This window comes from Variovorax sp. YR566 (assembly GCF_051992195.1).
GTDB lineage: Bacteria > Pseudomonadota > Gammaproteobacteria > Burkholderiales > Burkholderiaceae_C > Variovorax.
In genome coordinates this window covers 4,476,104-4,501,548 of the sequence record NZ_CP197092.1, presented here as the reverse complement: position 1 = coordinate 4,501,548, position 25,445 = coordinate 4,476,104, and the positions used below count along the sequence as shown (strand labels likewise).

Below are 25,445 nucleotides of genomic sequence, written 5' to 3'. Positions count from 1 at the left end.
AGATGATGGAATTCACGCGAAGACTCCTCTGGGTTGAAGATGAGTCCAGCATTGCGCCGCGTTCGCGGCATCACTGTCGGCAGGGGGCGGCGTGCGATGTAGGCGCGTGCGAAGCATCGGCCCACGACATGTCCCGCATCAGCGCTTCCTGACCGGGCCGAGCGCCCGCTCGAGCAGCCACAGCATCGCCGTACGGGTTTCCTCTACGTCTGCGCCTGCGTCGATGGCCAGCGCGGCCCGGTCGAAGGCCGCCGCGAGCAGCGGGGTCAGGGCGTCGAGCGACGCCTCGCCCTTGCCCAGGCCGGCGCGCTCCAGCCCTTGTCGCAGCGACTTCGCCGAGGTCGCGTCGTCCATCGCCATGACTTCGGCCATGCCCAGCACCGCCGGCCCGTCGATCAGCAGCAACCGCGTGCGGCCCGGCGCCGTCATCGCGTTCAGATAGGCCTTGCTGCCTTCGAGCAGCGCCTCGCGCGGCGATAGTTGCTCGGGCGTGGCCGCCTCGATGTCGGCGGCCACGGTTTCGCCTTCGCGCAGCAGCACCTGACGGAACAGGTCGCGCTTGTCCGCGAAGTGGTGGTACAGCGCGCCGCGGGTGATGCCGGCGGCCGTTGCTATCTCCGGCGTCGAGGTGTCGCCGTAGCCCTTGCCGACGAAGAGCGCACGCGCCGCCTCGATCAGCGCAAGGCGGGTGGTTTCCGTACGTTCACGATTGGTTCGGACTGGGGTGGGTGAATCGGCCATTTACATACAGTCTGTCTGTAAGTTATATTCAAATTTACATGCAGCCTGTATGTTAAATGAAAGGATCCATCGTGAAAGTGACGAGCTACTACCCTGTTCTCATGACCAACGACGTGGCGGGAACGGCGAACTTCTACCAGGCGCACTTCGGCTTCACGCCGCTGTTCACGAGCGACTGGTATGTGCATCTGCAACTGGCGGACGAGCCCTCGGTGAATCTCGCCGTGCTCGACGGCCGGCACGAAACCATTCCGGCGGCCGCGCGCGGGCAGGTGGCTGGCGGCACGCTGTTGAATTTCGAGGTGGACGACCCTGACGCGGTGCACGACCAGCTGAAGGCCGCAGGCCTGCCGATCCTCCTGCCGCTGCGCGACGAGGCCTTCGGCCAGCGCCACTTCATCACGCGCGACCCGAACGGCGTGTTGATCGACATCATCAAGCCGATCCCGCCGAGCGGGGAGTTCGCTGCGCAATACGAGGCCGGCGCGTTGCCGACCTGACAACGATCAGGCGCGCAGTGCTTCGTCTTCCTCGAGGCTGTCGCCGAGGAACCCGCCGCTCTGGTGCGCCCAAAGTCGCGCATACAGGCCGCCCTGCGCCATCAGCGTGCGGTGGTCGCCTTCTTCCACCACGCGGCCTTCGTCGAGCACGATGAGCCGGTCCATCGCCGCGATGGTCGACAGCCGGTGCGCGATCGCGATCACGGTCTTGCCTTCCATCAGCGTGTAGAGGCTCTGCTGGATGGCGGCTTCGACTTCCGAGTCGAGCGCGCTGGTGGCTTCGTCGAGCAGCAGGATCGGTGCGTCCTTCAGCATCACGCGCGCAATGGCCACGCGCTGGCGCTGGCCGCCTGAGAGCTTCACGCCGCGCTCGCCCACATGCGCCTCGTAGCCGCGACGCCCGCTCGCGTCGCCCAGCGTCTGGATGAAGTCGTGCGCTTCCGCACGCCCGGCCGCCGCCTCGATCTGCTCGTGCGTGGCGTCGGGCCGGCCGTAGGCGATGTTGTCGGCCACCGAGCGGTGCATCAGCGAGGTGTCTTGCGTGACCATGCCGATGTGGCTGCGCAGCGAGTCCTGCGTGACATGCGCGATATCTTGTCCGTCGATCAGGATGCGGCCGCTTTCCAGGTCGTGAAAGCGCAGCAGCAGGTTCACCAGCGTCGACTTGCCCGCGCCCGAGCGGCCGACCAGGCCGATCTTCTCGCCGGGCTTCACCGTCAGGTTCAGGTCGTCGATCACGCGGCGGCCTGCATCGGCATAGCGGAAGCTCGCATGCTCGAAGCGCACCTCGCCGCGCGGCACGTCGAGCACCGTGGCATTGGCCGCGTCGAGCACGGTGCGCGGGCGCGACAGCGTCTTCATGCCGTCCTGCACGGTGCCGATGTTTTCGAACAGGCTGGTCATTTCCCACATGATCCAGTGCGACATGCCCTGCAGCCGCAGCGCCATTGCCGTGGCCGCGGCCACCGCACCCACGCCGACCGTGCCGTGCGACCACAGCCACAGTGCCACACCCGCCATGCCGGCCGTTAGGCCCATGCTCAGCGTGTGGTTGACGATTTCGAAGGCGCTCACCAGGCGCATCTGGCCGTAGCCGGTCTTCATGAACTCGCGCATCGCGTCGCGCGCGAAGCCGGCCTCGCGCTGCGTGTGCGAGAACAGCTTGACGGTCGCGATGTTGGTGTAGGCATCGGTCACGCGGCCGGTCATCATCGCGCGGGCGTCGGCCTGCGCCTTGCCGACCTTGCCCAGGCGCGGCACGAAGTACACCAGCGAGCCGATGTACAGCGCCAGCCAGATGATGAAGGGCCACACCAGCTGCGCGTCGAGCACGCCCACCAGGATGATCATGGTGGCCACGTACACGCCCATGGCCACCAGCACGTCGGCCAGTACGAACACGGTGTCGCGCACCGCGAGCGCGGTCTGCATCACCTTGGCCGTGATGCGGCCAGCGAACTCGTCCTGGTAGAAGGCCATGCTCTGGCCCAGCATCAGCCGGTGAAAGTTCCAGCGCAGGCGCATCGGCAGGTTCACCGCGAGCGTCTGGTGCTTCACGATGGTCTGCAGCGCGACCACGCCGATGCTGATCACCAGGAACGCGGCCAGCCACATGAGCGTGGTGCCGCGGTCTGCCCACAGGCGCGCAGGCACCTGTGGGCCGAGCCAGTCGACGATGCGCCCGAGGATCGCGAACAGCGCCGCCTCGAAGATCGACATGACGGCGGTGAGCGCCGCCATCGCCGCGATCTTGCCGCGCACGCCGTGCGTGCAGGCCCAGAGAAAAGCGAGGAAGCCCTGCGGCGGCAAAGCGGGTTCGGCGGCGGGGTACGGATGGAGGAGTTTTTCGAAGAAGCGGAACAAGGACTGAGTCTCCCGGAGAGCTCAGGACTGTAGCCGCGCCTGCATGACCTTGCCCCGAAAAGGTGCGTTCGGTGGCGCATCCAGGCCCAGCCGCCCAGCTTCGCGAGGTCGGCCGGCACTTCGGGTGCGCCGCCCATGCGCTTCAGGTAGGCCGGCGTGCCTGCCAGGAAGAAGGGCACGCGGCACAGCGGCCTGGCGATCAAGGCGGGCGAGGGCTCCTGCGTGGCACGCAAGGCCAGGTCGTAGCCGTCGGCCGCAAGATCGACCTTGCGGTTTTCCAGGTGCATGTCGACCAGCACCTCCGGGTACTTCTCGCGGTAGTCGGCCAGCACCCGCGCGAAACGCGGCGTGGCGCACCACACGGGCGCGCTCACCTTGAGCTGGCCGCGTGGCGTGTCGTGCGTCTGGCCGATGGCGGCTGGAGCGGTGCAGCAGCCGCGCACCGAGCGACTTCTCAAGCTGCGCCACGTGCTTGCTGGCCATTGGCGGCGACATGTTCAGCCGCTCGGCCGCAGCCACGAAACTGCCCGCCTCCACGACTTCGCGGAACACCCGCAGGCTGGTCATCCGGTCCATGTGAGCATCCTTCAAGCTTTCCTGTGAGGAACTGATTCGATGCATCGTAGCCTGTCGATTTCCCTGCAGGAAATGTCTACAGTCGATGCAACGCTTTCAAGGAGCATCGGCTTGACCCACGACAACACCACCGCGAACAACGCTTCGCGCCTGCCCACGTACTTCATCTCGCACGGCGGCGGCCCCTGGCCCTGGATGAAGAAGGAAATGGGCCCGACCTACGACCAGCTCGCCGCCTCGCTGGCCGACATGCCACGCCAGATCGGCCGCACGCCCAGCGCCATCCTCATGGTGTCGGCGCATTGGGAGGCGCCTGCCTTCACGGTGCAGGGCAGCCCCAAGCCGCCGATGATCTACGACTACGGCGGCTTCCCGGCCCATACCTACGAGGTGCACTACGACTCGCCCGGCTCGCCCGAACTCGCGCAGCGCGTGCAGTCGCTGATCGCTGCTGCCGGCCTGCCGGTGCAGATCGATCCCGAGCGCGGCTACGACCACGGCATGTTCGCGCCGATGGCCGCGATGTACCCGAAGGCCGACGTGCCGGTGGTGCAGCTGTCGCTTCGGCGCGGGCTCGACCCGGCCGAGCACCTGGCGCTGGGCCGCGCACTCGCACCGCTGCGCGATGAGAACGTGCTGATCGTCGGCAGCGGGCTGAGCTATCACAACCTGCGCAACTTCGGCCCGCAGGCGCATGGGGTGTCGAAGGCTTTCGACGACTGGCTCGATGAGGCGGTGGTGAAGAGCTCCGCTGGCGAGCGCAGCGCGCAGTTGCTCGACTGGGATTCAGCCCCGGCGGCGCGCATGGCGCATCCGCGTGAAGAGCATCTGATTCCGTTGATGGTGGCCGTCGGCGCGGCCGAGGCGGAGGCTGGCGAGCGCGTGTATCACGAAGACGCCTTCATGGGCGGTCTGGTGGTGTCGAGCTTCCGCTTCGGCGCGTAGAGCTAACTGCGCCGCGCGCCGTCGGCATCGACCAGCCCGACGCGCGTCTGCCGCCCCCACGTACCGCGCCCCGTCAGGAAAGTCCACCAACCCCAGGCTGCACCCGTGTGGCGCAGGATCTGAAAGGTGAATGGCTCGATCAGCGCAGCCATGAAGGCCTGCGCCATGTTCGCCTCGCTGCTGTGGCCGATCCAGCGCCGGTACAGGTACACCGACCACAGGTGAAACGCGAGGTCGAGCACGATCTTCGCGCCGATCACGCCGGCCACCGGCGCCAGCACGCCGAAGTTGCCGCGCACCAGATACATCAGCAGCAGCCCGAAGGCGGCCAGCCCGTAGAGCGGCTGCAGCGTGTCGATGGCCTTCACCGGCAGCATCGCGACGCCGAGCCAGCCGTAGCGCCGGTCACCAACCATCGCTCGATACCAGAACTGCGTCTGCAGGAAGCCACCGAACCAGCGGCGGCGCTGGCGCAGGAAGGCGCCGGTGCTGCTCGGGGCATCGGTGTGTGCCTGTGCGTCGCCCAGCACGCGCACTGTCCATGGCAGGCCGTGCGCCTGCGCATGGCGGTGCAGGCGATGGATGAGTTCGTAGTCTTCCACCAGGCAGTCGGTGTCGAAGCCGCCCACGGCGCGCACCGCGTCGGTCCTGAAGCCGGCGAAGGCGCCGGAGATCAGCAGCAGGCCGTTGACGCGCATCCATGCATAGCGCGAGAGGAAGTTGCGGATGTACTCATAAGTCTGGAACCACTGGAAGCAGCGGCCGGCCAGCGAGCGGCTGCACACCGGGGTGATGACGCCGGTGGCGGCGACGAGGTTCGGCTCTTCGGAGAAGGCTCGGCGGACGGCGCCGATGGCATGGCTGTCGAGCAGCGTGTCGCCATCGACCGTGAGCACGGTGTCGGTGTCGATGCACAGGACGGCCGCGTTCAGTGCAACCGCCTTGCCGCCGTGCGGCAGGCGCAGCCAGTAAAGAGAGGGGTGTGTTGCACTGGTAGCGCTCAGCGAACCAAGTTCGGGCGCGACCAGCCCGTAGCGCGTGGTCAGCAGCTCCGCCGTGCCATCGGTCGAGCCGTCGTCCGCGATCACGATGCGGTCGGGTGCGTCGGTCTGGCCGAGCAGGGCGGCCAGCGTCACGGGCAGCACGGCCGCCTCGTTGTGCGAGGCGACGATCACGCCCAGGGTGTTGCGCCTCACCGCGGCCGCAGGGGAAGGAGAGGGCCGGGGCCGCAATATCGGTAGCGTCATCCAGGCGACGAACAGCAGCAGCACGGTGTCGTACAGCACGTAGGCCACCCCCACCGACCAGGCTCCGACATTGCCGACCTTGAAGGCCATGGCGAAGAGCAATGCCCACAGCACGAGCACGCTCCCGTGAATGAGCCAGCTTCGCAGCGGGGTGCTGGGTGGAGACAGGCGCGGCGATGCGGCCACGAAGGCGCTTTGGAAAGGATCGTTCAAGGGAAGGTGCCCGGGCGGCTATCGGTCGGTGGTTCGTTGTCGATACGCAAAAACTCGGCCTGCGGTTTCGAAAGTCCCAAGGCAAAGCCGGGACAATCGCACGCGTCATCGACTGAGTCGCCCCACGCCCGAAAATTCCCCGCATGCTCGCACAAACCCGCTACACCCGAACCGCGATCGCGCTGCACTGGCTGATAGCCGTGCTCATGGCCGTCAACATCGCCCTTATCCTGCTGGTCGACCACTACCCCGACGACTGGGTGCGCCCGGCCGTCGACACCCACAAGTCGATCGGCATCACGGTGCTGGGCCTGGTGATTTTGCGGCTCCTGTGGCGCGCCACGCACAAGCCGCCGGCCATGCCGGGCTCGTACGGTGCGCTCGAACGGTTCGCGGCGCATGCGGCCCACGGCGCCTTGTATCTGCTGATGATCCTGCTGCCGCTGTCGGGCTGGATGCACGACTCGGCCTGGAAAGACGCCGCCACCCACCCGATGCAGCTTTTCGGCCTGTTCGAATGGCCGCGCATCGGCTGGATCATGGCCATCGAGCCCACCATGAAGGAAACCTGGCACACCGTGCTGGGCGGCGTGCACGTCTGGGCGGGCTATGTGCTTTACGTGCTCTTTGCGCTGCACGTGCTGGGCGCGCTCAAGCACCAATTCTTCGACGGCGAGGCCGAACTCCAGCGGATGCTGCCATGACCACACAAGAAGAAACCGAGGCCCGCGAGGCCATCGCCCGCATCGACGCGCTGTCGACCCACTACGACCCGGTGCACGAGGGCGTGCGCGTGCGCTGGCGCCGCTTCGGCACCGACACCGCCCGGCCCCCGCTGGTGCTGCTGCACGGCGGCCATGGCAGCTGGATGCACTGGCTGCGCAACGCCGAGGCGCTGTCGGCCGACCGCACGCTGTGGCTGCCCGATATGCCGGGTTTCAACGAATCCGATGCGCCACCGCGCGTGGCACCGGGCGAAGACTCGCTGCCACCGCTGCTTGATGCGCTCGGCGGCACGCTCGATCAGCTCATCGGCGCGGGCACGCCCATCGACCTCGGCGGCTTCTCCTTCGGCGGCTTGACGGCTGCACGGTTCGCAGTGCGACGCGGAGCCATCCGCCGCTTCGCGCTCGTGGGCAGCGGCGGCCACGGCACGCTGCGGCGCATGACGGCTCAGATGATCAACTGGCGCGCCGCCCCAGACCGAGAGGCGGAACGCGCCGCATTGCTGAACAACCTGGCCGCGCTGATGCTGCACGACCCAGCAGCCATCGACGCGCTGGCCTTCGAGATCCATGACATCTCGTGCCATGGCACGCGCTTTCGCAGCAAGGAGGTGTCGCAGTCGGGCGGGCTGCAGCAGGCGCTCGGTACGCTGGGCGTGCCTACGCTGCTGCTGTGGGGCGAGTACGACGTCACCGCCGACCCGCGCCCGCTGGTGGCGCGGCTGGTGGCCGAAGGCCCGGGGCGCGAAGGCGTGGTGATCGACGGCGCCGGGCACTGGGCGCAGTACGAGCGCGCCGACGAAGTCAATGCGCGGCTGCTGGAGTTCTTTCGCTGAACCCTATTGCTGCTGCTTCACCAGCCCCAGCTTGCGGATGATGTCGCCCCACTGCTCGTAGGTCGCGCGCGTCAGCGCGGCCAGCTCCGCGGGGCTCGACGACTCGGCCTCGTACGCGCCCTGGCGGAAGAAGTCGCGCGTGGCCGGCATCGCCAGCACCTGCGCCAGCGCGGCATGCAGTTTCTCGACCACCGGAGCCGGCATGCGCGCCGGCCCATAGAAACCCAGCCAGCTCGGCATGTCCACCCCGCTCACGCCCTGTTCGCCCATGGTGGGCACGTCGGGCAGCATCGGGCTGCGCTTGGGCGCCGCTACGGCCAGCATGCGCACCTTGCCGGTGGCCGTGTTCTGTATGGCGTTGGGCGCGGCATCGAAGTAGTACTGCACGCGGCCTGCGAGAAAGTCTTTTGCGGCGTCGGCGCCGCCCTTGTAGGGCACGTGCACCACGTCCAACCCCGCCTGCCGCGCGAAGGCCTCGCCGTAGATGTGCGACGAGGTGCCGGTGCCGAAGGAGGCGTAGCTCATCTTCCCCGGGTTGGCCTTGATGTGCGCCACCAGTTCCTGCACCGTGCGCGCCGGCACGCTCGCATGCACGGTCAGCACCAGCGGCCCGCGCGCGCCTAGCGAGATCGGCGTCAGGTCCTTGAACGGGTCGTAGCGCACCTGCGCCAGCGTCTGCGGGTTCTGCGCCACGACGGAGGAGGGCGCGTACATGAAGGTGTAGCCGTCGGGCGCGGCGCGGATCACCTCTTCAGTCGCAAGGATGAAGCTCGCGCCCGGCCGGTTCTCGACGATCACCGGCGTCTGCAGCACCTCGGCGAGCTTGTTGGCGACGAAGCGCGCCTGCGAGTCCGACGCGCCGCCTGCCGCCAGGCCCAGCACGATGCGGATGGTGCGGCCCTTGTCCGGAAAAGGTGCGGCGGCATGGGCTGCCAGCAGCGGCATGGCCGCGCCGAGCGCAAGCCAGGCGGCAAAGCGGCGGCGATCAAGAAGGGAGCGCATGCCGCTCATTGCTTGGCCAACCCGACCTGCTGCACCATCGCGCCCCAGCTGTCGTAGGTCGAGCGCGTGATGCCGGCAAATTCCTCCGGCGTGGTGCCCCCGGCCTCGTAGCCGCCGCTGCGATAGAAATCGCGCACCTGCGGCATCGCCAGCACCTTCGCGAGCGCCGTGTTGAGCTTTTCGACCACCGGCGCCGGCATGCGCGCCGGCCCGTAGAAGCCCAGCCAGCTCGGCAGGTCGAGCCCTGCGTAGCCTTGCTCGGCGAAGGTGGGTACGTCGGGCAGCGCGGCAATGCGCGCGTTGGCGGCCACCGCGAGGATCTTCACCTTGCCCGTGGCCGAGGTGATGATGGCCGACGAGGCCGAGTCGAACATGTACTGCACGCGTCCGCCGATCAGGTCTTTCGCCGCGTCGGAGCCGCCCTTGTACGGGATGTGCACCGCGTCGATGCCGGTCTTCTTCACGAAGGCCTCGCCGTAGATGTGCGACGAGGTGCCCGCGCCGAACGAGGCATAGCTCACCTTGCCCGGGTGCGCCTTCACGTAGGCCACCAGTTCCTTCACGTTGTTCACCGGCACGCTGGTACTCAGCGACAGCACCAGCGGCCCGCGCCCGCCCATCGAGATGGCGGTGAAGTCCTTGAACGGGTCGTAGGGCACCTGGGCGAATGTGTGCGGGTTCTGCGCCATGGTGGACGAGGGCGCGTACAGCAGCGTATAGCCGTCGGGCAGGGCGCGCGATACCTCGTTGGCCGCCAGCATGGTGCTGGCCCCGGGCTTGTTGTCGACGATCACGCTGGTGCCCAGCACCTCGCCGAGCTTCTGCGCCACGATGCGCGCCTGCGCATCGGTGCCGCCGCCGGCGGTGAAGCCCACGACGATGCGGATGGGCTTGCCGCGCGCCGGAAAGTCCTGTGCCACGGCCAGTGATGCAAGGCCCAGGAAGGCTGCGGCGCCGAGGGCCGAGCCGAAGGCACGGCGGGTGCCGTGAAGTTTCTTCATCGATGTCTCCGTTGGATTTCTCTTTCTATATTGATCTTGAAAACCATAAAAATCCATATTTACTAGGGAATACCCCAGAGATTTGGCTTTTGAGTTTGACAAAATGGAAAGTGAAATCAAAATACGACGAAACAAGCCAAGCCGAGAACGCACTCATGAAAACTGTCGTCCGTACCGACGAGCGCATCCTGTCTTCCGACATCTTCGACCGCGACAGCCGCGTCAAGCGGCCTGACCACGGCAGCTGGGCCGAGCCCGGCAAGAGCATCCCGGTCTATCACCGCTGCGGCGTGCTGGTGGTGGGCGGCGGCCCGTCGGGCACGGCGGCCGCGGCAGCAGCGGCCCGCGCGGGCGCCGACGTGGCGCTGCTGGAGCGCTACAACCACCTGGGAGGCCTGTCGACCGGCGGCCTCGTCATCTGGATCGACCGCATGACCGACTGGGAAGGCAAGCTGGTGATCCGCGGCTTCGCCGAAGAGCTGTTCGACCGACTGCCGGCCGACGCCATCGCCGGCCCCTCGCCTGCAGACTGGGGCTCGCAGGACACGGCCAAGGCCGCACACTGGTCGCAGCGCACTGCCGCCTATCACGGCGTCGTCACCTGGTCGCCCACCATCGACCCCGAGCGGCTGAAGCTGCTCTCGCAAGAGATCGTGCTGGAGCGCAAGGTCAAGCTCATCTACCACTCGTGGGCCGCCATTCCCATCGTGCAGGACGGCGCCGTCAAGGGCGTGGTGTTCGAGAGCAAGGAAGGCCGCATGGCCATCATGGCCGACGTGGTGGTCGACGCCACCGGCGACGGCGACCTGTTCGCCCGCGCCGGCGCCGACTACGTGAACGACATCGAAGAGGCCGACGTGCACCACTGCATGAACACCTCGTGGCTCTTCGGCGGCGTGGACATGAACCGCTGGATCGAGTTCAAGGCCGGCCAGCCCGAGGCCTTCACCGCCTTCATGGCGGGCGGCCGCGAGCAATGCGGCCTGTTCGAGCGGCCTTTCGTCTCGTGGCGCAACGACGTGGCTCTGTTCATGGGGCCGCGCCAGTCGGGCTACTCGGCGCTCGACGTGGACGACCTCACTGCCGTGGAAGTGCGCTCGCACCGCGCCATGGCCGCGCACCTGGACTACTTCCGCGCCCATGCACCGGGCTTCGAGAATGCCTACCTGATGCTGAGCGCGCCGCAGATCGGCGTGCGCCATGCGCGTCGCCTGAGCGGCGTGGGCTCGGTGCTGCGCAGCCAGTGGCCCGACGGCGTGCCGCTGGCCGACGAGATCGGCGTGTCGCCCGCGGTGTCGCCGAAGTTTCCGAACATCTCCATTCCCTACGGCGCGTTGGTGCCGCAGAAGCTCGACGGCCTGCTGGCCTGCGGGCGCCACATTTCGTGCGACCGCAACTCGCACGGCTTCATGCGCGAGATTCCGCAGTGCTGGATAACCGGCCAGGCCGCGGGCGTGGCTGCGGCGCTGGCATCGCGCGGCGGCATTGCGCCGCGCTTCATCGACGTGGGGTCGCTGCAGTCCGAACTGCTGGCCCAGGGCGTGTACCTGCGAGCCGGGGCACCCGGAATTGGGCAGGGCGCGGTGTCATCTGCAACGGCCGAAGCCGGCGCCTGAGCCATCGGCCATGACCCCGGACGCGCTCTCTTCGCAAGCCCCTACATTGGAGAGTCCTGAGAAGAGTCTTGCAAAGGGTCCCTCCATGTCCACTGAAAAAAACGACACCTCCTTTTCCGCGGCCGAACCGGTGGAAGTGCGCGGCGAGCGCTCCGACACCGTGAGCGCGCTGGAGCGCGGCATCTCGGTGCTGCGCTGCTTCAGCGAAGAACGCCCGGTGCTGGGCCATGCCGACATTGCGCGCATCACCGGTATTCCGCGCCCCACCGTCAACCGGCTGGTCGCCACGCTGCTCTCGCTGGGCATGCTCAAGCCCGCGCAGGCGGCCGACCGCTTCATGCTCGGGCCGGGCGTGGTGTCGCTGTCGCGCGTGTTCCTCGGCAGCCTCGACGTGCGCGCCGCAGCTCGGCCCAGCATGCAGGCGATGGCGGAGGAGGTGGGTGCCTCGGTCTACCTCGCGATCCGCGACGGCATGGAGATGGTGCTCATCGAAGCCTGCCGCCCGCGCTCGTCGATGCTCTCGGCGCGGCTCGACGTGGGCTCGCGCGCGCCGCTGGCCAACTCTGCCCTCGGCCGCTCGTACCTCTCGGCATTGCCCGAGGTGCAGCGCAACCAGCTGATCGATTCGATGCGCCTGCTGCGTGGCCCTGAGTGGGACAGCATCGCGCCGAACATGAATCGCGCCATCGGCGAATCGAAGCGGCTGGGCTATTGCCTGTCGCTCGGCGAATTCCACCGCGAGATCAACTCCGTGTCGGTGCCCCTCATCGGGCCTGACGGCGAAGTGATGGCGCTCAACGGCGGCGGCGCTGCCTTCGTCTTCACCGAGGAGCGCCTGCGCAACGAACTCGCACCGCGCCTGCACGACATCGCACTGAGCATTGCGCGCGACATCGGCGGCCACGTACCGACACCCTCGCCGGGCTAGCAGGCCCGGCCGGGGTTCACCCCCACGACACAGAAGAACGGAGACACAGGCCATGCACCTGAGCGATGAAGAAAAAGCCATGTACGACGGGCGCGACGGCCCAGCCGTGCAGAAGGCGATGGACCTGCTGATGCGCTACGGAGAGGCATTGGGCGCCGAGCGGCTGGTCGAGACGCGCAACGTCTGCGCCACCATCACATCGACCACGCCCTTCCAGCGCGACTTCGCGCTCGCCAAGGGCGGCGGCATGGATGCGGTGTTCTCCGAATTCAGCCTCGACAGCCAGGAAACCGTCGAGATCCCGAAGTTCAAGGTCTTCACCAGCCACCTGCAGCTGGGCTTCGACCCCGGCCAGCCCGAGCGCATGGGCGTGAGCGAGGAGATCGTCCAGTTCTACAACAAGAGCGAGCGGCACGCTGCCGGCTTAGGCGCGCAGATCATGAACACCTGCACGCCGTACCAGGTCGGCAACATCCCGACGCGCGGCGAGCACTGCGCGTGGATGGAGTCGTCGGCGGTCGTGTATTGCAATTCGGTGCTGGGCGCGCGCACCAACACCGAAGGCCGCGAGAGCACGGGTGCCGCCATGCTCACCGGCCGTATTCCGTATTGGGGCTACCACCTCGACGAGAACCGCCGCGCCACGCACGTGGTCGAGCTAGACATCGAGGTCGAGTCTGTGCAGGACTGGGGCCTGCTCGGCTACTACATAGGCGAGCACGTGCAGGAGCGCGTGCCGGTGGTGCACAGCAAGCGCGGCATTGGCCGCGTGCCGAACCTGCCGCGGCTCAAGCACTTTGGCGCCGCGGCATCTTCATCGGGCGGCGTGGAGATGTATCACATTGCCGGCATCACGCCCGAGGCGCTGACGCTCGAGCAGGCGCTCGGCGGCCGTGCGCCGGTCGAGGTGCTGCGCTACGGCGAGGCCGAGCGCCGCGCCACCTACGAGAAGATCAACGTCACGGGCAAGGACTCGGAAATCCAGTACGTGATGCTGGGCTGCCCGCACTACACCATCGAGCAGATCTGGGAGGCCGCGCAGCTCATCGAGGGCCGCAAGGTGCATCCGAGCTGCGAGCTGTGGATTTTCACGCCGCGCGCCATCAAGTCACTGGCCGATCGCAACGGATACACGAAGATCATCGAGGACGCGGGCGGAATCATCATGAGCGACAGCTGCTCCGCCATGAGCCGCGCCGTGCCCAAGGGCACGAAGACCGTGGCGCTCGATTCGGCCAAGCAGGCCCACTACCTGCCCGCCATCCTCGGTGTGCAGGCCTGGTTCGGCAGCACGGCCGAATGCATCGACGCCGCCTGCACCGGCCGCTGGAACGGAGGCTATGCATGAGCGACGCAGTCATGAGCGAACAAACCATCGTCATCCGTGGCCGCAAGGTGGTGGGCGGCGTGGCCGAGGGCGAGGCGCTGGTCACGCGCGACCGCATCTCGGGCTGGGGCGGCATCGATCCGCGCACCGGCACCGTCATCGAGACGCGGCACGAACTGCGCGGCCAGAGCTTCGCGGGCAAGGTGCTGGTGTTTCCGGGGGCCAAGGGCTCGTCGGGCTGGTCGGCGATGTTCCATATGACGCGGCTCATGAACTCGGCGCCGGCAGCATTCCTCTTCAACGAGATGACGACCAAGATGGCGCTGGGCGCCGTGGTCACGCATTCGCCATCGATGACCGACTTCGAGCGCGACCCGCTCGAGTGCATCGCAACCGGCGACTGGGTGCGCGTGGACGCCGACCGTGGCGTGATCGAGATCACCAAGAAGAACAACACATCCGGAGACCGCTCATGACCCGCCCCCTGCGCAGCAACTTTCCGCGCGGCTCCTACCTGTGGTCGGTGCGCAATGCGCACTGGCGCGCGCTCGGAATTCCGGAAGAGGATTGCGAGAAGCCCAAGATCGCCGTCGTCAACAGTTCGTCGGAACTGGCCGCCTGCTTCAGCCATCTCGACCGCGTGGCGGGGGAGATAAAGGCCGCGATCCGCGCCGCGGGCGGCATTCCCTTCGAGATCCGCACGGCAGCGCCCAGCGACTTCATCACCGGCGCCGGCGCGCGCGGCGCCTACATGCTGGGCGCGCGCGATCTGGTCACCAACGACATCGAGGTGGCAGTCGAAGGCGCACAGCTCGACGGCATGGTGTGCCTCACCTCCTGCGACAAGACGGTGCCGGGCCAGCTCATGGCTGCCGCTCGGCTCAACATTCCGACGCTGCTGGTGCCCTGCGGCTACCAGCCCAGCGGCGAGTACCGCGGCAGGCACATGGACATCGAGGAAGTGTTCATCGGCGCGATGCACGCTGTCACCGGCAACCTGCCGGTTGAAGAACTCGTGGGCATGAGCCGCGAAGCGATCCGCGGCCCGGGCGTGTGCTCGGGCTTGGGCACGGCCAACTCGATGCACATCGTCTGCGAAGCGCTCGGCATGGCCTTGCCTGGCAGCGCGCCGGTGGCCGCGCTGAGCGAGAAGATGATGGCCGACGTGCGCGCAGCCGGCACCCGCATCGTGCAGATGGTGTGGGACGACCTGAAGCCGCGCGACATCCTCTCGCCCGGCGCTTTCGCCAACGCGGTGCGCGCGGTGCTTTCAGTCGGCGGCTCGCTCAACACCGCGAAGCACCTGCAGGCGATAGCGACCGAGGGGGAGTGCGGCGTCGACGTGTACGGCCTCTTCGAAAGCCTCGGCCCCACGACGCCGGTGCTGGCCGGCGTGCGGCCCATCGGCGAGCATTCCATCGAGGCCTTCGAGGCGGCGGGCGGTTGCCGCGCGCTGATGAAGCAGCTCGAACCCTTGCTCGACACCAGCGCGCTGACGGTCACCGGCGGCACGGTGGCAGAGAACCTGCGCAACGCCGAAGTGGCCGACGCCGAAGTGATCCGCCCCATCGACCGCCCGGTCGCACCGCTGCCGGCCATCGTGCTGCTGCGCGGCAACCTCGCGCCCGAATCGGGCCTCATCAAGACCGGCATCGCAGAGCGCAAGGTGCGACGCTTCACCGGGCCGGCCGTGTGCTTCTGGACATCTGACGCAGCCATCGCCGCGCTGAAGAAGGGCGAGATCGTGCCCGGCCAGGTGGTCGTGATGCGCGGCGCTGGCGCCTGCGGCGGTCCGGCCATGGGTGGCGGGGCATCGCGCGTGGTCTTCGCTGTCGATGGCGCGGGCCTCGGGGACCAGGTCGCACTGCTCACCGACGGGCACCTTTCGGGCCTGGTCTGCAAGGGGCTCGTGGTGGCCGAGGTGTCGCCCGAAGCCGCGCTGGGCGGCCCGCTCGGGCTGGTGCGCGACGGCGACGTGATCACCATCGACCTCGACGCGCGCCGCCTCGACATCGCGCTGACCGACGCCGAACTCCAGGCCCGTCGCGCCGACTGGCAGGCGCCGCCGCCGGCCTTCGACACCGGCTGGCTGCAGCAGTACCGGCGCAACGTGAGTCCGCTCTCCAAGGGCGCAGTGCTCGTGCGCACCGAACGCCCCGAGCCCTCGAGCTAGACCTTTTTCACCCCGGCCTTCGCCAACCGGCGCGAACCCCCGTTCGCACCCGGTGGCGCAGCCCTGCGCGCGATTCCAGAGTTTTTCAACCGAAGAGAAGAAGCAGGAGACAAAAAACCATGAAGAGATTTTTGATGTGGTCGGCGCTGGGGCTGGCAAGCAGCGGCGCGGCGCATGCGCAATCCAGCGTCACCGTGTTCGGCGTGGTGGACCTCGGCATCCAGTACACGAGCGGCGCCGGCAGCGGCTCGGTCAAGGCGCTGTCGAACGGCGGGCTCTCGACCAGCCGGCTCGGATTTCGCGGCACCGAAGACCTGGGCGGCGGACTGCGCGCGGGCTTCTGGCTCGAAGGCAGCCTGAACCCCGACAACGGCACCGGCCGGCCGAGCAACAGCAACAACCAGACGAGCGGCGCGGGCGCGGCAGGGCCCATAACCTTCGACCGCATGTCCTTCGTGAGCCTCTCGTCGGACACGCTGGGCGAAGTGCGGCTGGGCCACGACTTCATTCCCACGCACTACAACAGCATCTACTTCGACCCCTTCAACGCCAACGGCGTGGCGCGCGCGGGCAACCTCACCTTCGCGGGCGCGGGCACCGGGCCGCTGCCCACGGCCATCACCGGCAGCAACACGGTGAGCTACTGGCTGCCGCCCAACATCGGCGGCTTCTACGGCATGGCGATGGTCGGCACCGGCGAGAACGACTCGACTGTCGCGAACCGCGACGACGGCAACTTCGCCGGCGCGCGCTTCGGCTTCGCCTCGGGCGCGTTCGACATCGCTGCGGCCGTCACGCGCTCGCACTTCGACGCCACCACCACCATCGGCAACTACACGCACGCCAACATCGGCGGCTCGTGGGATGCGGGCTTCGCGAAGTTCTTCGCGCTCTACAACAAGGTGACGGTGAAGCTCGCAGGCGGCACGGTGCGCAAGAACACCACGGAGATCGGCGCGCACATTCCGGCTTTCGAGGTCGGACGCATCCGCATCAGCTATGCCTACCTCGACGACCGCAGCGACGAGAGCCTGCGCAACGCCAACGGCATGCCGCGCAACCGCGACGACGCGCGGCAGTTCGGCATTGGCTACGTGCACAACCTCTCCAAGCGCACCGCGCTCTACGGCACCTATGCGCGGTTGATGAACGGCGGACAGGCGCGCTATGTGGTCAGCGGCGGCGTTGCACCGGGGGCCGGGCAGCGCTCGTCGGGGTGGGAATTCGGTGTGCGGCATCTCTTCTGAACCAAGGAGCCTTTCATGCGACGCAGAACCCTGACCATGGCGGCGCTCCCGGCTCTTGCGGCCGCGATGCTGCCCGGCGCGGCGGCCTGGAGCGCCGATGCATATCCGAACAAGCCGCTGCGGCTGATCGTGGGCTTCGCGCCCGGCGGCGGCGCCGACGTGCTCACGCGCATCATCGCGGAGGGGCTGTCGAAGCAGTTCGGCCAGCAGGTGATCGTGGAGAACCGGCCCGGCGCTGACGGCGTGCTCGCGGCGCAGGCCACCTCGTCGGCCAGGCCTGACGGCTACACGCTGCTGATGGGCACCAACACCGCGATGGTGGCGGCGCCCACGCTGCGGCCGACGCCGCCCTACGACCCGTTCAAGGCCTTCACGCCGATCAGCTCGGCCGGGCAGTTCTCGATGTTCCTCGTGGTGCCGACGAGCCTGCCGGTGAAGAGCGTGAACGAACTGCTGGCAATGGTCTCGGCCAAGCCGGGCGCCTACAACTCGGCATCGAGCAACAGCGCTTCGGAGCTTGCGATGCTGCAGCTGCTGGGCGACCGCAAGGTGGTCAACGCGCGCTACAAGGGCGACATGCAGGCCATGACCGACCTGCTGGGCGGCCAGATCCAGATGATGTTCACCACCGGCACGCTGGCACCGGGCTTCGTGAAGGAAGGGCGCATCCGCGCGCTGGTAACGCTGCTGCCGCAGCGCAGCGGCCTGCTGCCCGACGTGCCGACCGGCGGCGAACTGGGGCTGGGCAAGCTCACCATCACGCCATGGGCCGGCTTCTTCGGGCCGCCGGGGCTGCCGCAGGCGATTACCGACAAGCTCTCGCTGGAGCTGCAGAACACGCTCAAGCGGCCCGACGTGCATGCCCAACTGGTGCAGCAGGGCTTCGAGGGCTACGGCATGAGCCCCGCGAAGTTCGCCGAGTTCTTCCGCACGCAGTACGACGCCTTCGGCGCCACCGTGCGGGAGCACAACGTCAAGTTCGAATAGCGGCGGCCTCGCGGCGCCAGAAGGCCGCATCGGGGAAGGTGCCCGCGCCGGCCGCGGCGTTGTCCGCCATGTGCTCGCCGCGGCTGGTGCCGGGAATCGTGCAGGTCACCGCCGGGTGGCTCAGCACGAACTTCAGCAGCACCTGCGCCCAGCTCGTGCAGCCGATCTCGCCGGCCCACGCGGGCAGCGGCTTGTCGCGAAGCCGGCGCAACAGGCCACCGCCGCCGAAGGGCATGTTGACGATCACCGCCACGCCGCGCTCGGCCGCCAGCGGCAGCAGGCGCTGCTCGGCCTCGCGCGCGTCGAGTGAATAGTTGATCTGCAGAAAGTCGAGCTTCTCGGCGCGCAGCACGGCCTCGACCTCGTCGTAGGCCGAGGCCGTGTAGTGCGTGATGCCGATGTAGCGCACGCGGCCTTTCTCCTTCCAGCCGCGCAATGTGGCGAGGTGCGTGCGCCAGTCGACGAGGTTGTGCACCTGCATCAGGTCCATGCGCTGCGTACGCAGCCGCGCGAACGATTGCTCCATCTGCGCAATGCCGGCCTCGCGGCCCGAGGTCCAGACCTTGGTGGCAAGAAAGGCTTTGTCGCGCGGCTTCGCTGCGGCCAGCAGTTCGCCGGTGGTTTCCTCGGAGCGGCCGTACATCGGCGAGCTGTCGATCATCGTGCCGCCGGCCGCGAACAGGGCGTCGAGCACGCCGGGAAGGCGTTTGTATTCCTCGCTGCCGGGACGCTGGTCGAAGCCGATCCAGGTGCCGCAGCCGATCACGGGCAGGGCTTCCTGGGTGGAGGGGATGGGGCGGGTGTTCATGGCGGACTTGCTCTGCGGTTGTGCGGAAGCGGGGAGCGCGGCGCTTGCGCACAGCGCGGCGCCCAGGCGCAGCAGTTCGGCGCGGGTGAGAGGGAAATCCTTCGAGGGCGGCATCGGCGGCCAGTATCCGACGATGGGGCAAAAAGAGAAAAGCAGCTTTCTTGTTGTGAGTCATGGAATACTGTATAAAAATACAGTTAACAGTCTTCACCATGGGCCTTCCTTTCCTCGATTCCTTTTCCGCTGCCACAGGCCGTGGCGTCTGGCATGCCGACGAGCTCGGCCTGGCCGACGCACAGGTCGTCGCCACCGGCCACACTGCGCTCGACGCGCAGTTGCCGGGCGGCGGCTGGCCGGTCGGGGCGATGACGGAGCTGCTGCAGGCCGCGCCCGAGGCCCATGTCTGGCGGCTGCTGCTGCCCGCGCTGGCGCAGGCGGTGCAGGCGCGGGGCGGGCCGGTGGTGCTGGTCGGTGCGCCTTATGAGCCTTGCGGACCGTCGCTCGCGGCGCAGGGGCTGCCGGTGGAGGCCCTGATGTGGGTCAGGAGCGAGGCCCCGGCCGCGCGGCTGTGGGCCTGCGAGCAGGCACTGCGCTGCGCGGACATCGCAGCCGTCGTGGCCTGGCTGCCGCAGGCGCGGGTGGGTGAGCTGCGGCGGCTGCAGCTGGCGGCTGCGCAGCACGAGGTGCTGCTGTTCGTGTGCCGGCCCGAATCGGTCGCGCTGTCGGCCTCGCCGGCGCGGCTGCGCATTCGCGCCGGGCGCTGCGAGGCTGATGCATCGCAGATCGAACTGCACATCCTCAAGCGTCGCGGCCCGCCGCTGGCCGCGCCGGTGATGCTCCCGGCGCGCAACGAACGCATGACCGCATTGCTGGCCGCCGCCCGGCTGCGCCGCAAGCTGCGTCTGCAGCAACTGGGCACGGTGCCGGCCGGCGAGTCGGCAACCTCGGCGACCGTGGTGCGCATCGACGCGTGGAAAGGAGGCCCGGATGCACTGGATCGCCTTGCGGTGGTCGCTTGACGCCGACACGCCCGATGCTCCTGTCTTGCCCACGCCCGAAGCGCTGGGCTGGTGGGCGCTGCAGTACACGCCCCACGTGGTTTGGCAAGACGAGGCACTGATGCTCGAAGTCTCCGCCTGCGAGCGCCTGTGGGGCGGGCGGTTGCAGCTGATGCGCCAGTTGCTTGCCGACAACCCCGCGCCCGACGTTCGCATGCAGGGTGCGCAGGGCGCCACGAGCCTGATCGCGCTGGCCCGGCTGCGCCTGTTCGTGCGACAGGAAAAGCGGCCGCAGGAGGTGCCGGCCGGACTGCCTCTCGACACTCTGAGCGCCGCGCGCGAACACCTCGACCTGCTTGCGCGCCTGGGTTGCCGCACTTGGGGCGAGGTGGCGGCGCTTCCGCGCGGCGGCCTCACGCGGCGCTTCGGCGCAGGGCTGCGCGAGGCGCTCGACGCCGCATGGGGCCTGCGCCCCGAAAGCCATGCCTGGCTCACGCTGCCCGACGTGTTCGAGCAGAAGCTGGAGCTGCCCGCACTGGCCGAGACCGCGCCCGAACTCATGTGGTCGGCCAACCGGCTGCTGTCGGCCCTGCAGATCTGGCTGCGTGCCCGCCAGCGTGGTGCGCGCGCGCTCGAACTGGAGTGGACGCTCGATCTCAAGCGCTTCAATGGCGTGAACCTGCCGCCGCACCAGCAGGTCACCGTGCGCACGGCCGAGCCCACGCAGGACATGGCGCACCTGCGCCGCCTGCTGTCCGAAAAACTGGCCCTCACCACGCTGGCCGCGCCCGCGAGCTGGCTCAGGCTGCGCACGCTCGAAACCGATCCGTGGGCTGGCGCCAGCACCAGCTTTCTGCCGGAAGACAACCGCAAGGGCGACAGGCTGCACGAGATGGTCGAGCGGCTCAGCGTGCGGCTCGGAGCGCAGCAGGTGGTGGTGCCGTCGGCGCAGGCCGACCACCGGCCCGAACGCAAGCAGGCATGGCGGCCCGCGCTGCAGAAAGAAAAGGAGAAGGAGCCCGGCGACAAGGTCCGCAAGGAGGCAAAGGCCGCAAGGGCCGCGGCTTCGCAGCCCGATGCCATCTACCCGCCGTGGCTGCTGCCCGAGCCGCTGCTGCTCGAAATGGACGGCGAGCGCCCGTGCTACCGCGGCCCGTTGAGCAGGCTGATCGGGCCGCAGCGCGTCGAGACGGGCTGGTGGGGCGACAAGGAAGACGGCGGCCAGCCCGCGATGCGCGACTACTACGTCGCGGAAAGCCCCGAAGCCGGGCTGGTGTGGATCTTTCGCGAGCGGCCCGCCGCGCGCTTTTCTTCCGGCGAGGTGCGCTGGTATCTGCAGGGCTTCTATGCCTGACCTGAGCGGCAAGCAACTGCGCGGGCGCAACTCGGCCAAGGTGCATGCGCTGCCGTTGCCGCTGCGCAAAAAAGCCGTGCCGACGCTGCCGGACTATGCCGAGCTCCATTGCCTGACCAACTTCAGCTTCCAGCGGGGCGCTTCGACGCCGGAGCAGATGGTGGAGCGGGCCTACCAGCTCGGCTATATCGCGCTTGCCATTACCGACGAATGCTCGGTGGCGGGCATCGTGCGGGCCCATGTGGCCCTGCGCGACCTTCCGGCGAAGCTGGCCGAGCACGAGCGCGAGCATCCCGACGAGCCGGAGATCCCGCGTAACTCCGCTTTCCGCCTGCTGTTCGGCAGCGAGTTCCAGTTCGAGCGCTTCAAGCTCGTGGTGATCGCGAACGACACCGAGGGCTGGGGCAACCTGTGCGAGTTCATCACCGCCGCGCGCAACACCGAATTGCCCAAAGGCGAGTACCGCGTGAGCTGGGAAGACAGCGACGTGGCCTCGCTGCAGCACTGCCAGATTCTTTTCGTGCCGCAGCGCAACCCCGGCGGTGCGATGGATGTTGCGACGCTGCACGAAGACCTGATGGCCGCCAAGGCGCTGTACGGCGAAAACCTCTGGCTGGCCGTGGAGCTGTTCAACGAACTCGACGACGACCTCTGGTTCGTCACGCTGATGCAGGCGGGCGAGGAAACAGGCGTGCCGCTCGTGGCCGCCGGTGACGTGCGCATGGACGTGCGCTCGCAGAAGCCGTTGCACGACGTGCTGACGGCGGTGCGCGAAGGCAAGACGGTGGCCGAATGCGGCTTTGCGCTGCAGTCGAATGCCGAGCGGCATCTGCGGCCGCGCATGCGGCTGGCGGAACTTTATTTTCAGGAGATGCTGACGAACACGCTGGTGGTGGCCGGGCGGTGCAGCTTCGATCCGGAAGTGATCCGCGAGAACTACAAGTACCCGCTTGAGAGCGTGGGAAACCACGAGACGCCGGCGCAGACGCTGGTGCGCAAGACGTGGGAAGGGGCGCAGGTTCGCTATCCACAGGGCGTGCCTGACGTGGTGCGAGCGCAGGTCCAGAAAGAGCTCGACATCATCATCGATCTCAAATACGAGATGTTCTTCCTCACGGTGGAAGACATCGTGCGTTTCGCTCGCTCGGAGAGCATCCTTTGCCAGGGGCGCGGGTCGTCGGCCAACTCGGCAGTCTGTTTCTGCCTCGGCATCACTGCCATCAATCCAGACAAGGGCACGCTCCTGTTCGAGCGCTTCCTGAGCCGCGAACGCCGCGAGCCGCCCGACATCGACGTCGACTTCGAGCACCAGCGGCGCGAGGAAGTCATCCAGTACATCTACGAAAAATATGGCCGCGACCGTGCCGCCATCGCTGCCGTCGTCATCTGCTATCGCGCACGCAGCGCATTGCGCGATGTGGGCAAGGCCATCGGCATCGACGAGCGGTTGATTGACGAGTTCGCGAAAGACCACTACTGGTTTGACGAGACAGTGCTCGGCGAGCAACTGCGCCAGGCTTCGGCGCGCGTCGGTGTCGAGGAGGACGAACTCAAGCTGATGCACTGGATCGAGATGACGCAGCGGCTCAAGGGCTTCCCGCGCCACCTGAGCCAGCACGTGGGCGGCTTCGTGCTCACGCACACGAAGCTCACGCGGCTGGTGCCGGTCGAGAAGGCGTCGATGAAAGGCCGCTCCGTCATCCAGTGGGAAAAGGACGATCTCGAAGCGATGGGCATGCTCAAGGTCGATGTGCTCGCGCTCGGCATGCTCAGCGCGATCCGCCGGGGGCTCGCTCACATGAATCGCTGGCGAGGCTCGATGCTGGAGATGCACCAGATACCGAGCGACGACCAGAAGGTGTTCGACATGATCTGCGACGCCGACACCATCGGCGTGTTCCAGATCGAGAGCAGGGCGCAGATGTCGATGCTGCCGCGCCTGAAGCCGCGAACGTACGAAGACCTGGTGATCGAGGTTGCCATCGTGCGGCCCGGGCCCATACAAGGCGGCATGGTGCATCCGTATCTCAAGCAGCGGGAGCGCAAGCGCAACAACCTGCCTATCCACTATGAGAAGGAAGAGCTGCGCCCTGCGTTGGAGCGAACGCTGGGCATTCCGATCTTCCAGGAGCAGGTGATGCAGATCGCCATGATCGCGGCCAAGTTCACGGCCGACGAGGCCGATCAACTGCGGCGTGCCATGGCGGCGTGGAAGCGCAAGGGCGGCCTCGACAAATTCCACGAAAAGCTCGTGAATGGCATGGTCAAAAACGGATACCCCAGGGCATTCGCCGAAGCCATCTTCAAGCAGGTCATGGGCTTCGGCGACTACGGCTTCCCCGAAAGCCACGCCGCCAGCTTTGCGCTGCTGGTAACGGTGAGCAGCTGGCTCAAGAACTACGAGCCGGCCTGCTTCCTCGCCGCGCTGCTCGATTCGCAGCCGATGGGCTTCTACAGCCCGTCGCAGCTCGTTCAGGACGCACGTCGCCATGGCGTCGAGGTGCGCCCGGTCGACGTCACACGCAGCGAACTCGACACCACGCTCGAAGCTCGCGACCCCGATGCGCTGCGTTCTCCAGGCATCGATCCACGCTACATCGACCGCCTCGGCAACGAGAACCAGCCTGCGGTGCGGCTGGGCCTGAACCGCATATCGAGCCTCAGCAAGGGTGGCGCCGAGCGCCTGCTCAAAGCACGCGACCAATCGCCCTTCACGAGCACCGAAGACCTTGCCCTGCGCGCCGAACTCGACGGCAAGGACATGGCCGCGCTGGCCGCCGCCGATGCGCTGATGTCGCTCTCGGGCCATCGGCGCCAGCAGGTGTGGGACGCCACCGCGCAGCACCGGTCGCAGGCTCTGCTGCGGGGCGTGCCGATCAACGAGCAGGCGCTGCTGCTGCCGGCCGCGCCCGAGGGGGAGGAGATCGTCGGTGACTACGCGGCGCTCGGCCTCACGCTGCGCCGCCATCCGCTCGCGCTGCTGCGCCCGCGCCTTGCGCGCATGAAGCTCATGAGCGCGGCCGAACTGCGTTCGCTGCCCAGCGGGCAGACCGCGCGCGCCTGCGGCATCGTCAAGGGACGGCAGCGCCCACAGACCGCCAACGGCACCATTTTCGTCACGCTGGAGGACGAGACGGGCAATGTCAACGTCATCGTCTGGAGCCATGTCATCGAGGCCTGGCGCGAGCCGCTGCTCAAGTCGCACCTGCTCGCAGTGCAGGGCACATGGCAGCGCGACGACGACAGCGGAGGCAAGGTGCAGCACCTGATCGCCACCGGCTTCAGGGACCTGACGCCGCTCATGGGCCGGCTCGCGCAGAGCAACACGAGCCGCGACTTTCATTGACGCGGGAAGGGAGCGACCGAATGCAACTGATCGTTCCATGCCTCGCGCCTTCCTCCGCTTTTCGCTAACCTGTTTCCGCCATGTCCGCACTTGCCGCTCTCGACCCCATCGTCGCCACGCCCATCGGCCCGCCGCCTCCTGCGCCCGACGTGCCCGTGCCACCACCGCCGCCGCCCATGCCACCGCCGGAGGGCGATCCGCCACCAGTTGTGCCGCCTGTGACAGATCCCGGGTTTCCGCCGCCGGTGGTGGAGCCTCCACCTATGCAGAAGGCCGAGACGGCGGTTCCGTTCGGCAAGCCGCACGCGCGGCGCCTGCGCGAGATCTATCGCTCGGCCGGCTGGCCGTGCTGCGACACCGTCGAAGTCGAACTGCTCGCTGGCGGCTATCTGGAGCGCGTGCGCACGGTGCACGGCCACGAGACGCTGCGCGTGACCGACTCCGGCATTGCGCGCATCGCCACCACGCTCACCATCAACCGCGCTGCGCTGTCGCCGCACGAAGCCCTGGTGGAGCGCGTGGCGCGCGAAATGACGCGCGGCGGCCGCATCGCATGGCGCGGCCTGGGCCTGCGCGCCCGACTGCCGCCGCTGGAAGAGGGTGGCAAGCCGCGCTGGTGCGTTGCGCGGCCCGATGTGTTCTCGATCCGCAATACCAGCGTGGAGGCTTACGCGCACCCCATCGTGCACGAGGTAAAGGTGAGCCGCGCCGACCTGCTGGGCGACCTGCGCAAGCCCGACAAGCGCGCGGCGTACCTCGACCTGGGCGGCGAGTGCTGGTACGTGCTGGGCAACGACGCGAAGGGCCGCTGCATCGCCAAACCAGAAGAAGTGCCGGCCGAATGCGGCGTGATGGTGTTGGAGGGCGAACGCCTCGTGGTCGCGCGTGCAGCCGTGCATCGCGCGTTCGATCGCATTCCGTTTGCGGTGTGGCTCGCGTTGGCCAAGGCGCAGCCGATTGCCGGATTCGAGGACGACGTGCAGGACATGCTGATCTGACGACCTCGGGCCGG

21 protein-coding genes and 2 pseudogenes are annotated in these 25,445 nt (G+C 67.8%); 15 read left to right on the top strand and 8 right to left on the bottom strand.

Going from position 1 to position 25,445, the window contains the following annotated elements; translation table 11 throughout:
• Nucleotides 1-138: 138 nt before the first annotated feature.
• Nucleotides 139-741 (bottom strand): TetR/AcrR family transcriptional regulator, encoded by a 603-nt coding sequence (locus tag ACTG4X_RS21165; RefSeq protein WP_440531824.1) that lies wholly within the window; start codon nucleotides 739-741, stop codon nucleotides 139-141.
• A gap of 71 nt (nucleotides 742-812) precedes the next feature.
• Here ACTG4X_RS21165 and ACTG4X_RS21160 point away from each other — a divergent pair, with 71 nt between their 5' ends.
• Entirely contained in the window at nucleotides 813-1,241 is a 429-nt protein-coding gene (locus ACTG4X_RS21160) for a VOC family protein (protein ID WP_440531823.1), read from the top strand.
• A 6-nt stretch (nucleotides 1,242-1,247) separates the two neighbouring features.
• Here ACTG4X_RS21160 and ACTG4X_RS21155 read toward each other — a convergent pair whose 3' ends face one another.
• The 3 genes and pseudogenes from ACTG4X_RS21155 to ACTG4X_RS21145 all read right to left on the bottom strand — a co-directional run.
• Entirely contained in the window at nucleotides 1,248-3,104 is a 1,857-nt protein-coding gene (locus tag ACTG4X_RS21155) for an ABC transporter ATP-binding protein (protein WP_093055732.1), read from the bottom strand.
• Between the two features lie 158 nt (nucleotides 3,105-3,262).
• A pseudogene (locus tag ACTG4X_RS21150) lies at nucleotides 3,263-3,466 on the bottom strand (LysR substrate-binding domain-containing protein); the annotation flags it as partial.
• Nucleotides 3,467-3,575: 109 nt separating this feature from the next.
• Nucleotides 3,576-3,671: pseudogene (locus ACTG4X_RS21145) on the bottom strand (helix-turn-helix domain-containing protein); the annotation flags it as partial.
• A gap of 120 nt (nucleotides 3,672-3,791) precedes the next feature.
• Between ACTG4X_RS21145 and ACTG4X_RS21140 the strand changes: the two are divergent.
• Nucleotides 3,792-4,625: a DODA-type extradiol aromatic ring-opening family dioxygenase gene (locus ACTG4X_RS21140; protein WP_093055736.1), complete on the top strand. Its 834-nt coding sequence runs from the start codon at nucleotides 3,792-3,794 to the stop codon at nucleotides 4,623-4,625.
• Nucleotides 4,626-4,627: 2 nt separating this feature from the next.
• On the opposite strand, the gene ACTG4X_RS21135 is transcribed toward ACTG4X_RS21140, so the two are convergent.
• The gene (locus ACTG4X_RS21135; RefSeq protein WP_440531822.1) at nucleotides 4,628-6,085 is read right to left on the bottom strand and encodes a glycosyltransferase family 2 protein; all 1,458 of its coding nucleotides are present in this window, start codon (nucleotides 6,083-6,085) and stop codon (nucleotides 4,628-4,630) included.
• A gap of 143 nt (nucleotides 6,086-6,228) precedes the next feature.
• On the opposite strand from ACTG4X_RS21135, the gene ACTG4X_RS21130 reads away from it, so the two are divergent.
• Together ACTG4X_RS21130 and ACTG4X_RS21125 are read left to right on the top strand one after the other, a co-directional pair.
• Nucleotides 6,229-6,789 (top strand): cytochrome b, encoded by a 561-nt coding sequence (locus ACTG4X_RS21130; protein ID WP_093073394.1) that lies wholly within the window; start codon nucleotides 6,229-6,231, stop codon nucleotides 6,787-6,789.
• On the top strand, nucleotides 6,786-7,646 hold the full coding sequence (locus ACTG4X_RS21125) for an alpha/beta fold hydrolase (protein WP_093073396.1): 861 nt from the start codon (nucleotides 6,786-6,788) through the stop codon (nucleotides 7,644-7,646). The genes ACTG4X_RS21130 and ACTG4X_RS21125 overlap by 4 nt, the downstream gene beginning before the upstream one ends.
• Before the next feature lie 3 nt (nucleotides 7,647-7,649).
• Here ACTG4X_RS21125 and ACTG4X_RS21120 read toward each other — a convergent pair whose 3' ends face one another.
• Both ACTG4X_RS21120 and ACTG4X_RS21115 read right to left on the bottom strand, forming a co-directional pair.
• Nucleotides 7,650-8,657 carry a Bug family tripartite tricarboxylate transporter substrate binding protein gene (locus tag ACTG4X_RS21120; RefSeq protein ID WP_440531821.1) on the bottom strand — a complete coding sequence of 336 codons (1,008 nt, stop codon included), beginning with the start codon at nucleotides 8,655-8,657 and terminating at the stop codon, nucleotides 7,650-7,652.
• Complete coding sequence (locus ACTG4X_RS21115; protein WP_093073400.1) at nucleotides 8,654-9,649, bottom strand: Bug family tripartite tricarboxylate transporter substrate binding protein; 996 nt, start codon at nucleotides 9,647-9,649, stop codon at nucleotides 8,654-8,656. The genes ACTG4X_RS21120 and ACTG4X_RS21115 overlap by 4 nt, the downstream gene beginning before the upstream one ends.
• Before the next feature lie 155 nt (nucleotides 9,650-9,804).
• Here ACTG4X_RS21115 and ACTG4X_RS21110 point away from each other — a divergent pair, with 155 nt between their 5' ends.
• The 7 genes from ACTG4X_RS21110 (at nucleotide 9,805) to ACTG4X_RS21080 (ending at nucleotide 17,927) form a co-directional block, all read left to right on the top strand.
• Nucleotides 9,805-11,265 carry an FAD-dependent oxidoreductase gene (locus ACTG4X_RS21110; protein ID WP_440531820.1) on the top strand — a complete coding sequence of 487 codons (1,461 nt, stop codon included), beginning with the start codon at nucleotides 9,805-9,807 and terminating at the stop codon, nucleotides 11,263-11,265.
• Nucleotides 11,266-11,350: 85 nt separating this feature from the next.
• A complete protein-coding gene (locus ACTG4X_RS21105) occupies nucleotides 11,351-12,193 on the top strand; it encodes an IclR family transcriptional regulator (protein WP_093073402.1) in 843 nt (280 codons plus the stop codon).
• A gap of 52 nt (nucleotides 12,194-12,245) precedes the next feature.
• Nucleotides 12,246-13,541, top strand: a complete 1,296-nt coding sequence (locus tag ACTG4X_RS21100) for an aconitase X (protein WP_440531819.1) — start codon at nucleotides 12,246-12,248, stop codon at nucleotides 13,539-13,541.
• Nucleotides 13,538-13,996, top strand: a complete 459-nt coding sequence (locus ACTG4X_RS21095; RefSeq protein ID WP_093176124.1) for an aconitase X swivel domain-containing protein — start codon at nucleotides 13,538-13,540, stop codon at nucleotides 13,994-13,996. Before ACTG4X_RS21100 ends, ACTG4X_RS21095 begins: the two co-directional genes overlap by 4 nt.
• Entirely contained in the window at nucleotides 13,993-15,693 is a 1,701-nt protein-coding gene (gene ilvD / locus ACTG4X_RS21090; protein WP_093055757.1) for a dihydroxy-acid dehydratase, read from the top strand. Before ACTG4X_RS21095 ends, ilvD begins: the two co-directional genes overlap by 4 nt.
• Nucleotides 15,694-15,812: 119 nt before the next feature.
• Entirely contained in the window at nucleotides 15,813-16,940 is a 1,128-nt protein-coding gene (locus ACTG4X_RS21085; RefSeq protein ID WP_097198947.1) for a porin, read from the top strand.
• Nucleotides 16,941-16,955: 15 nt separating this feature from the next.
• Nucleotides 16,956-17,927 (top strand): Bug family tripartite tricarboxylate transporter substrate binding protein, encoded by a 972-nt coding sequence (locus tag ACTG4X_RS21080; RefSeq protein ID WP_097198948.1) that lies wholly within the window; start codon nucleotides 16,956-16,958, stop codon nucleotides 17,925-17,927.
• Here the strand turns inward: ACTG4X_RS21080 and ACTG4X_RS21075 are convergent.
• Nucleotides 17,914-18,849, bottom strand: a complete 936-nt coding sequence (locus ACTG4X_RS21075; RefSeq protein WP_307615494.1) for an aldo/keto reductase — start codon at nucleotides 18,847-18,849, stop codon at nucleotides 17,914-17,916. The two genes, ACTG4X_RS21080 and ACTG4X_RS21075, sit on opposite strands and share 14 nt — an antisense overlap.
• Before the next feature lie 98 nt (nucleotides 18,850-18,947).
• Between ACTG4X_RS21075 and imuA the strand changes: the two genes are divergently transcribed.
• From imuA to ACTG4X_RS21055, 4 genes are all read left to right on the top strand, one after another.
• Nucleotides 18,948-19,754, top strand: coding sequence for a translesion DNA synthesis-associated protein ImuA (gene imuA / locus ACTG4X_RS21070; RefSeq protein ID WP_440531818.1), 807 nt, complete (start codon nucleotides 18,948-18,950; stop codon nucleotides 19,752-19,754).
• Nucleotides 19,723-21,087: a Y-family DNA polymerase gene (locus tag ACTG4X_RS21065; RefSeq protein ID WP_440531817.1), complete on the top strand. Its 1,365-nt coding sequence runs from the start codon at nucleotides 19,723-19,725 to the stop codon at nucleotides 21,085-21,087. The genes imuA and ACTG4X_RS21065 overlap by 32 nt, the downstream gene beginning before the upstream one ends.
• Nucleotides 21,080-24,433 (top strand): error-prone DNA polymerase, encoded by a 3,354-nt coding sequence (locus ACTG4X_RS21060; RefSeq protein WP_440531816.1) that lies wholly within the window; start codon nucleotides 21,080-21,082, stop codon nucleotides 24,431-24,433. The genes ACTG4X_RS21065 and ACTG4X_RS21060 overlap by 8 nt, the downstream gene beginning before the upstream one ends.
• 80 nt (nucleotides 24,434-24,513) lie before the next feature.
• Nucleotides 24,514-25,431 carry a hypothetical protein gene (locus ACTG4X_RS21055; RefSeq protein WP_440531815.1) on the top strand — a complete coding sequence of 306 codons (918 nt, stop codon included), beginning with the start codon at nucleotides 24,514-24,516 and terminating at the stop codon, nucleotides 25,429-25,431.
• The last annotated feature ends 14 nt before the right edge of the window (nucleotides 25,432-25,445 follow it).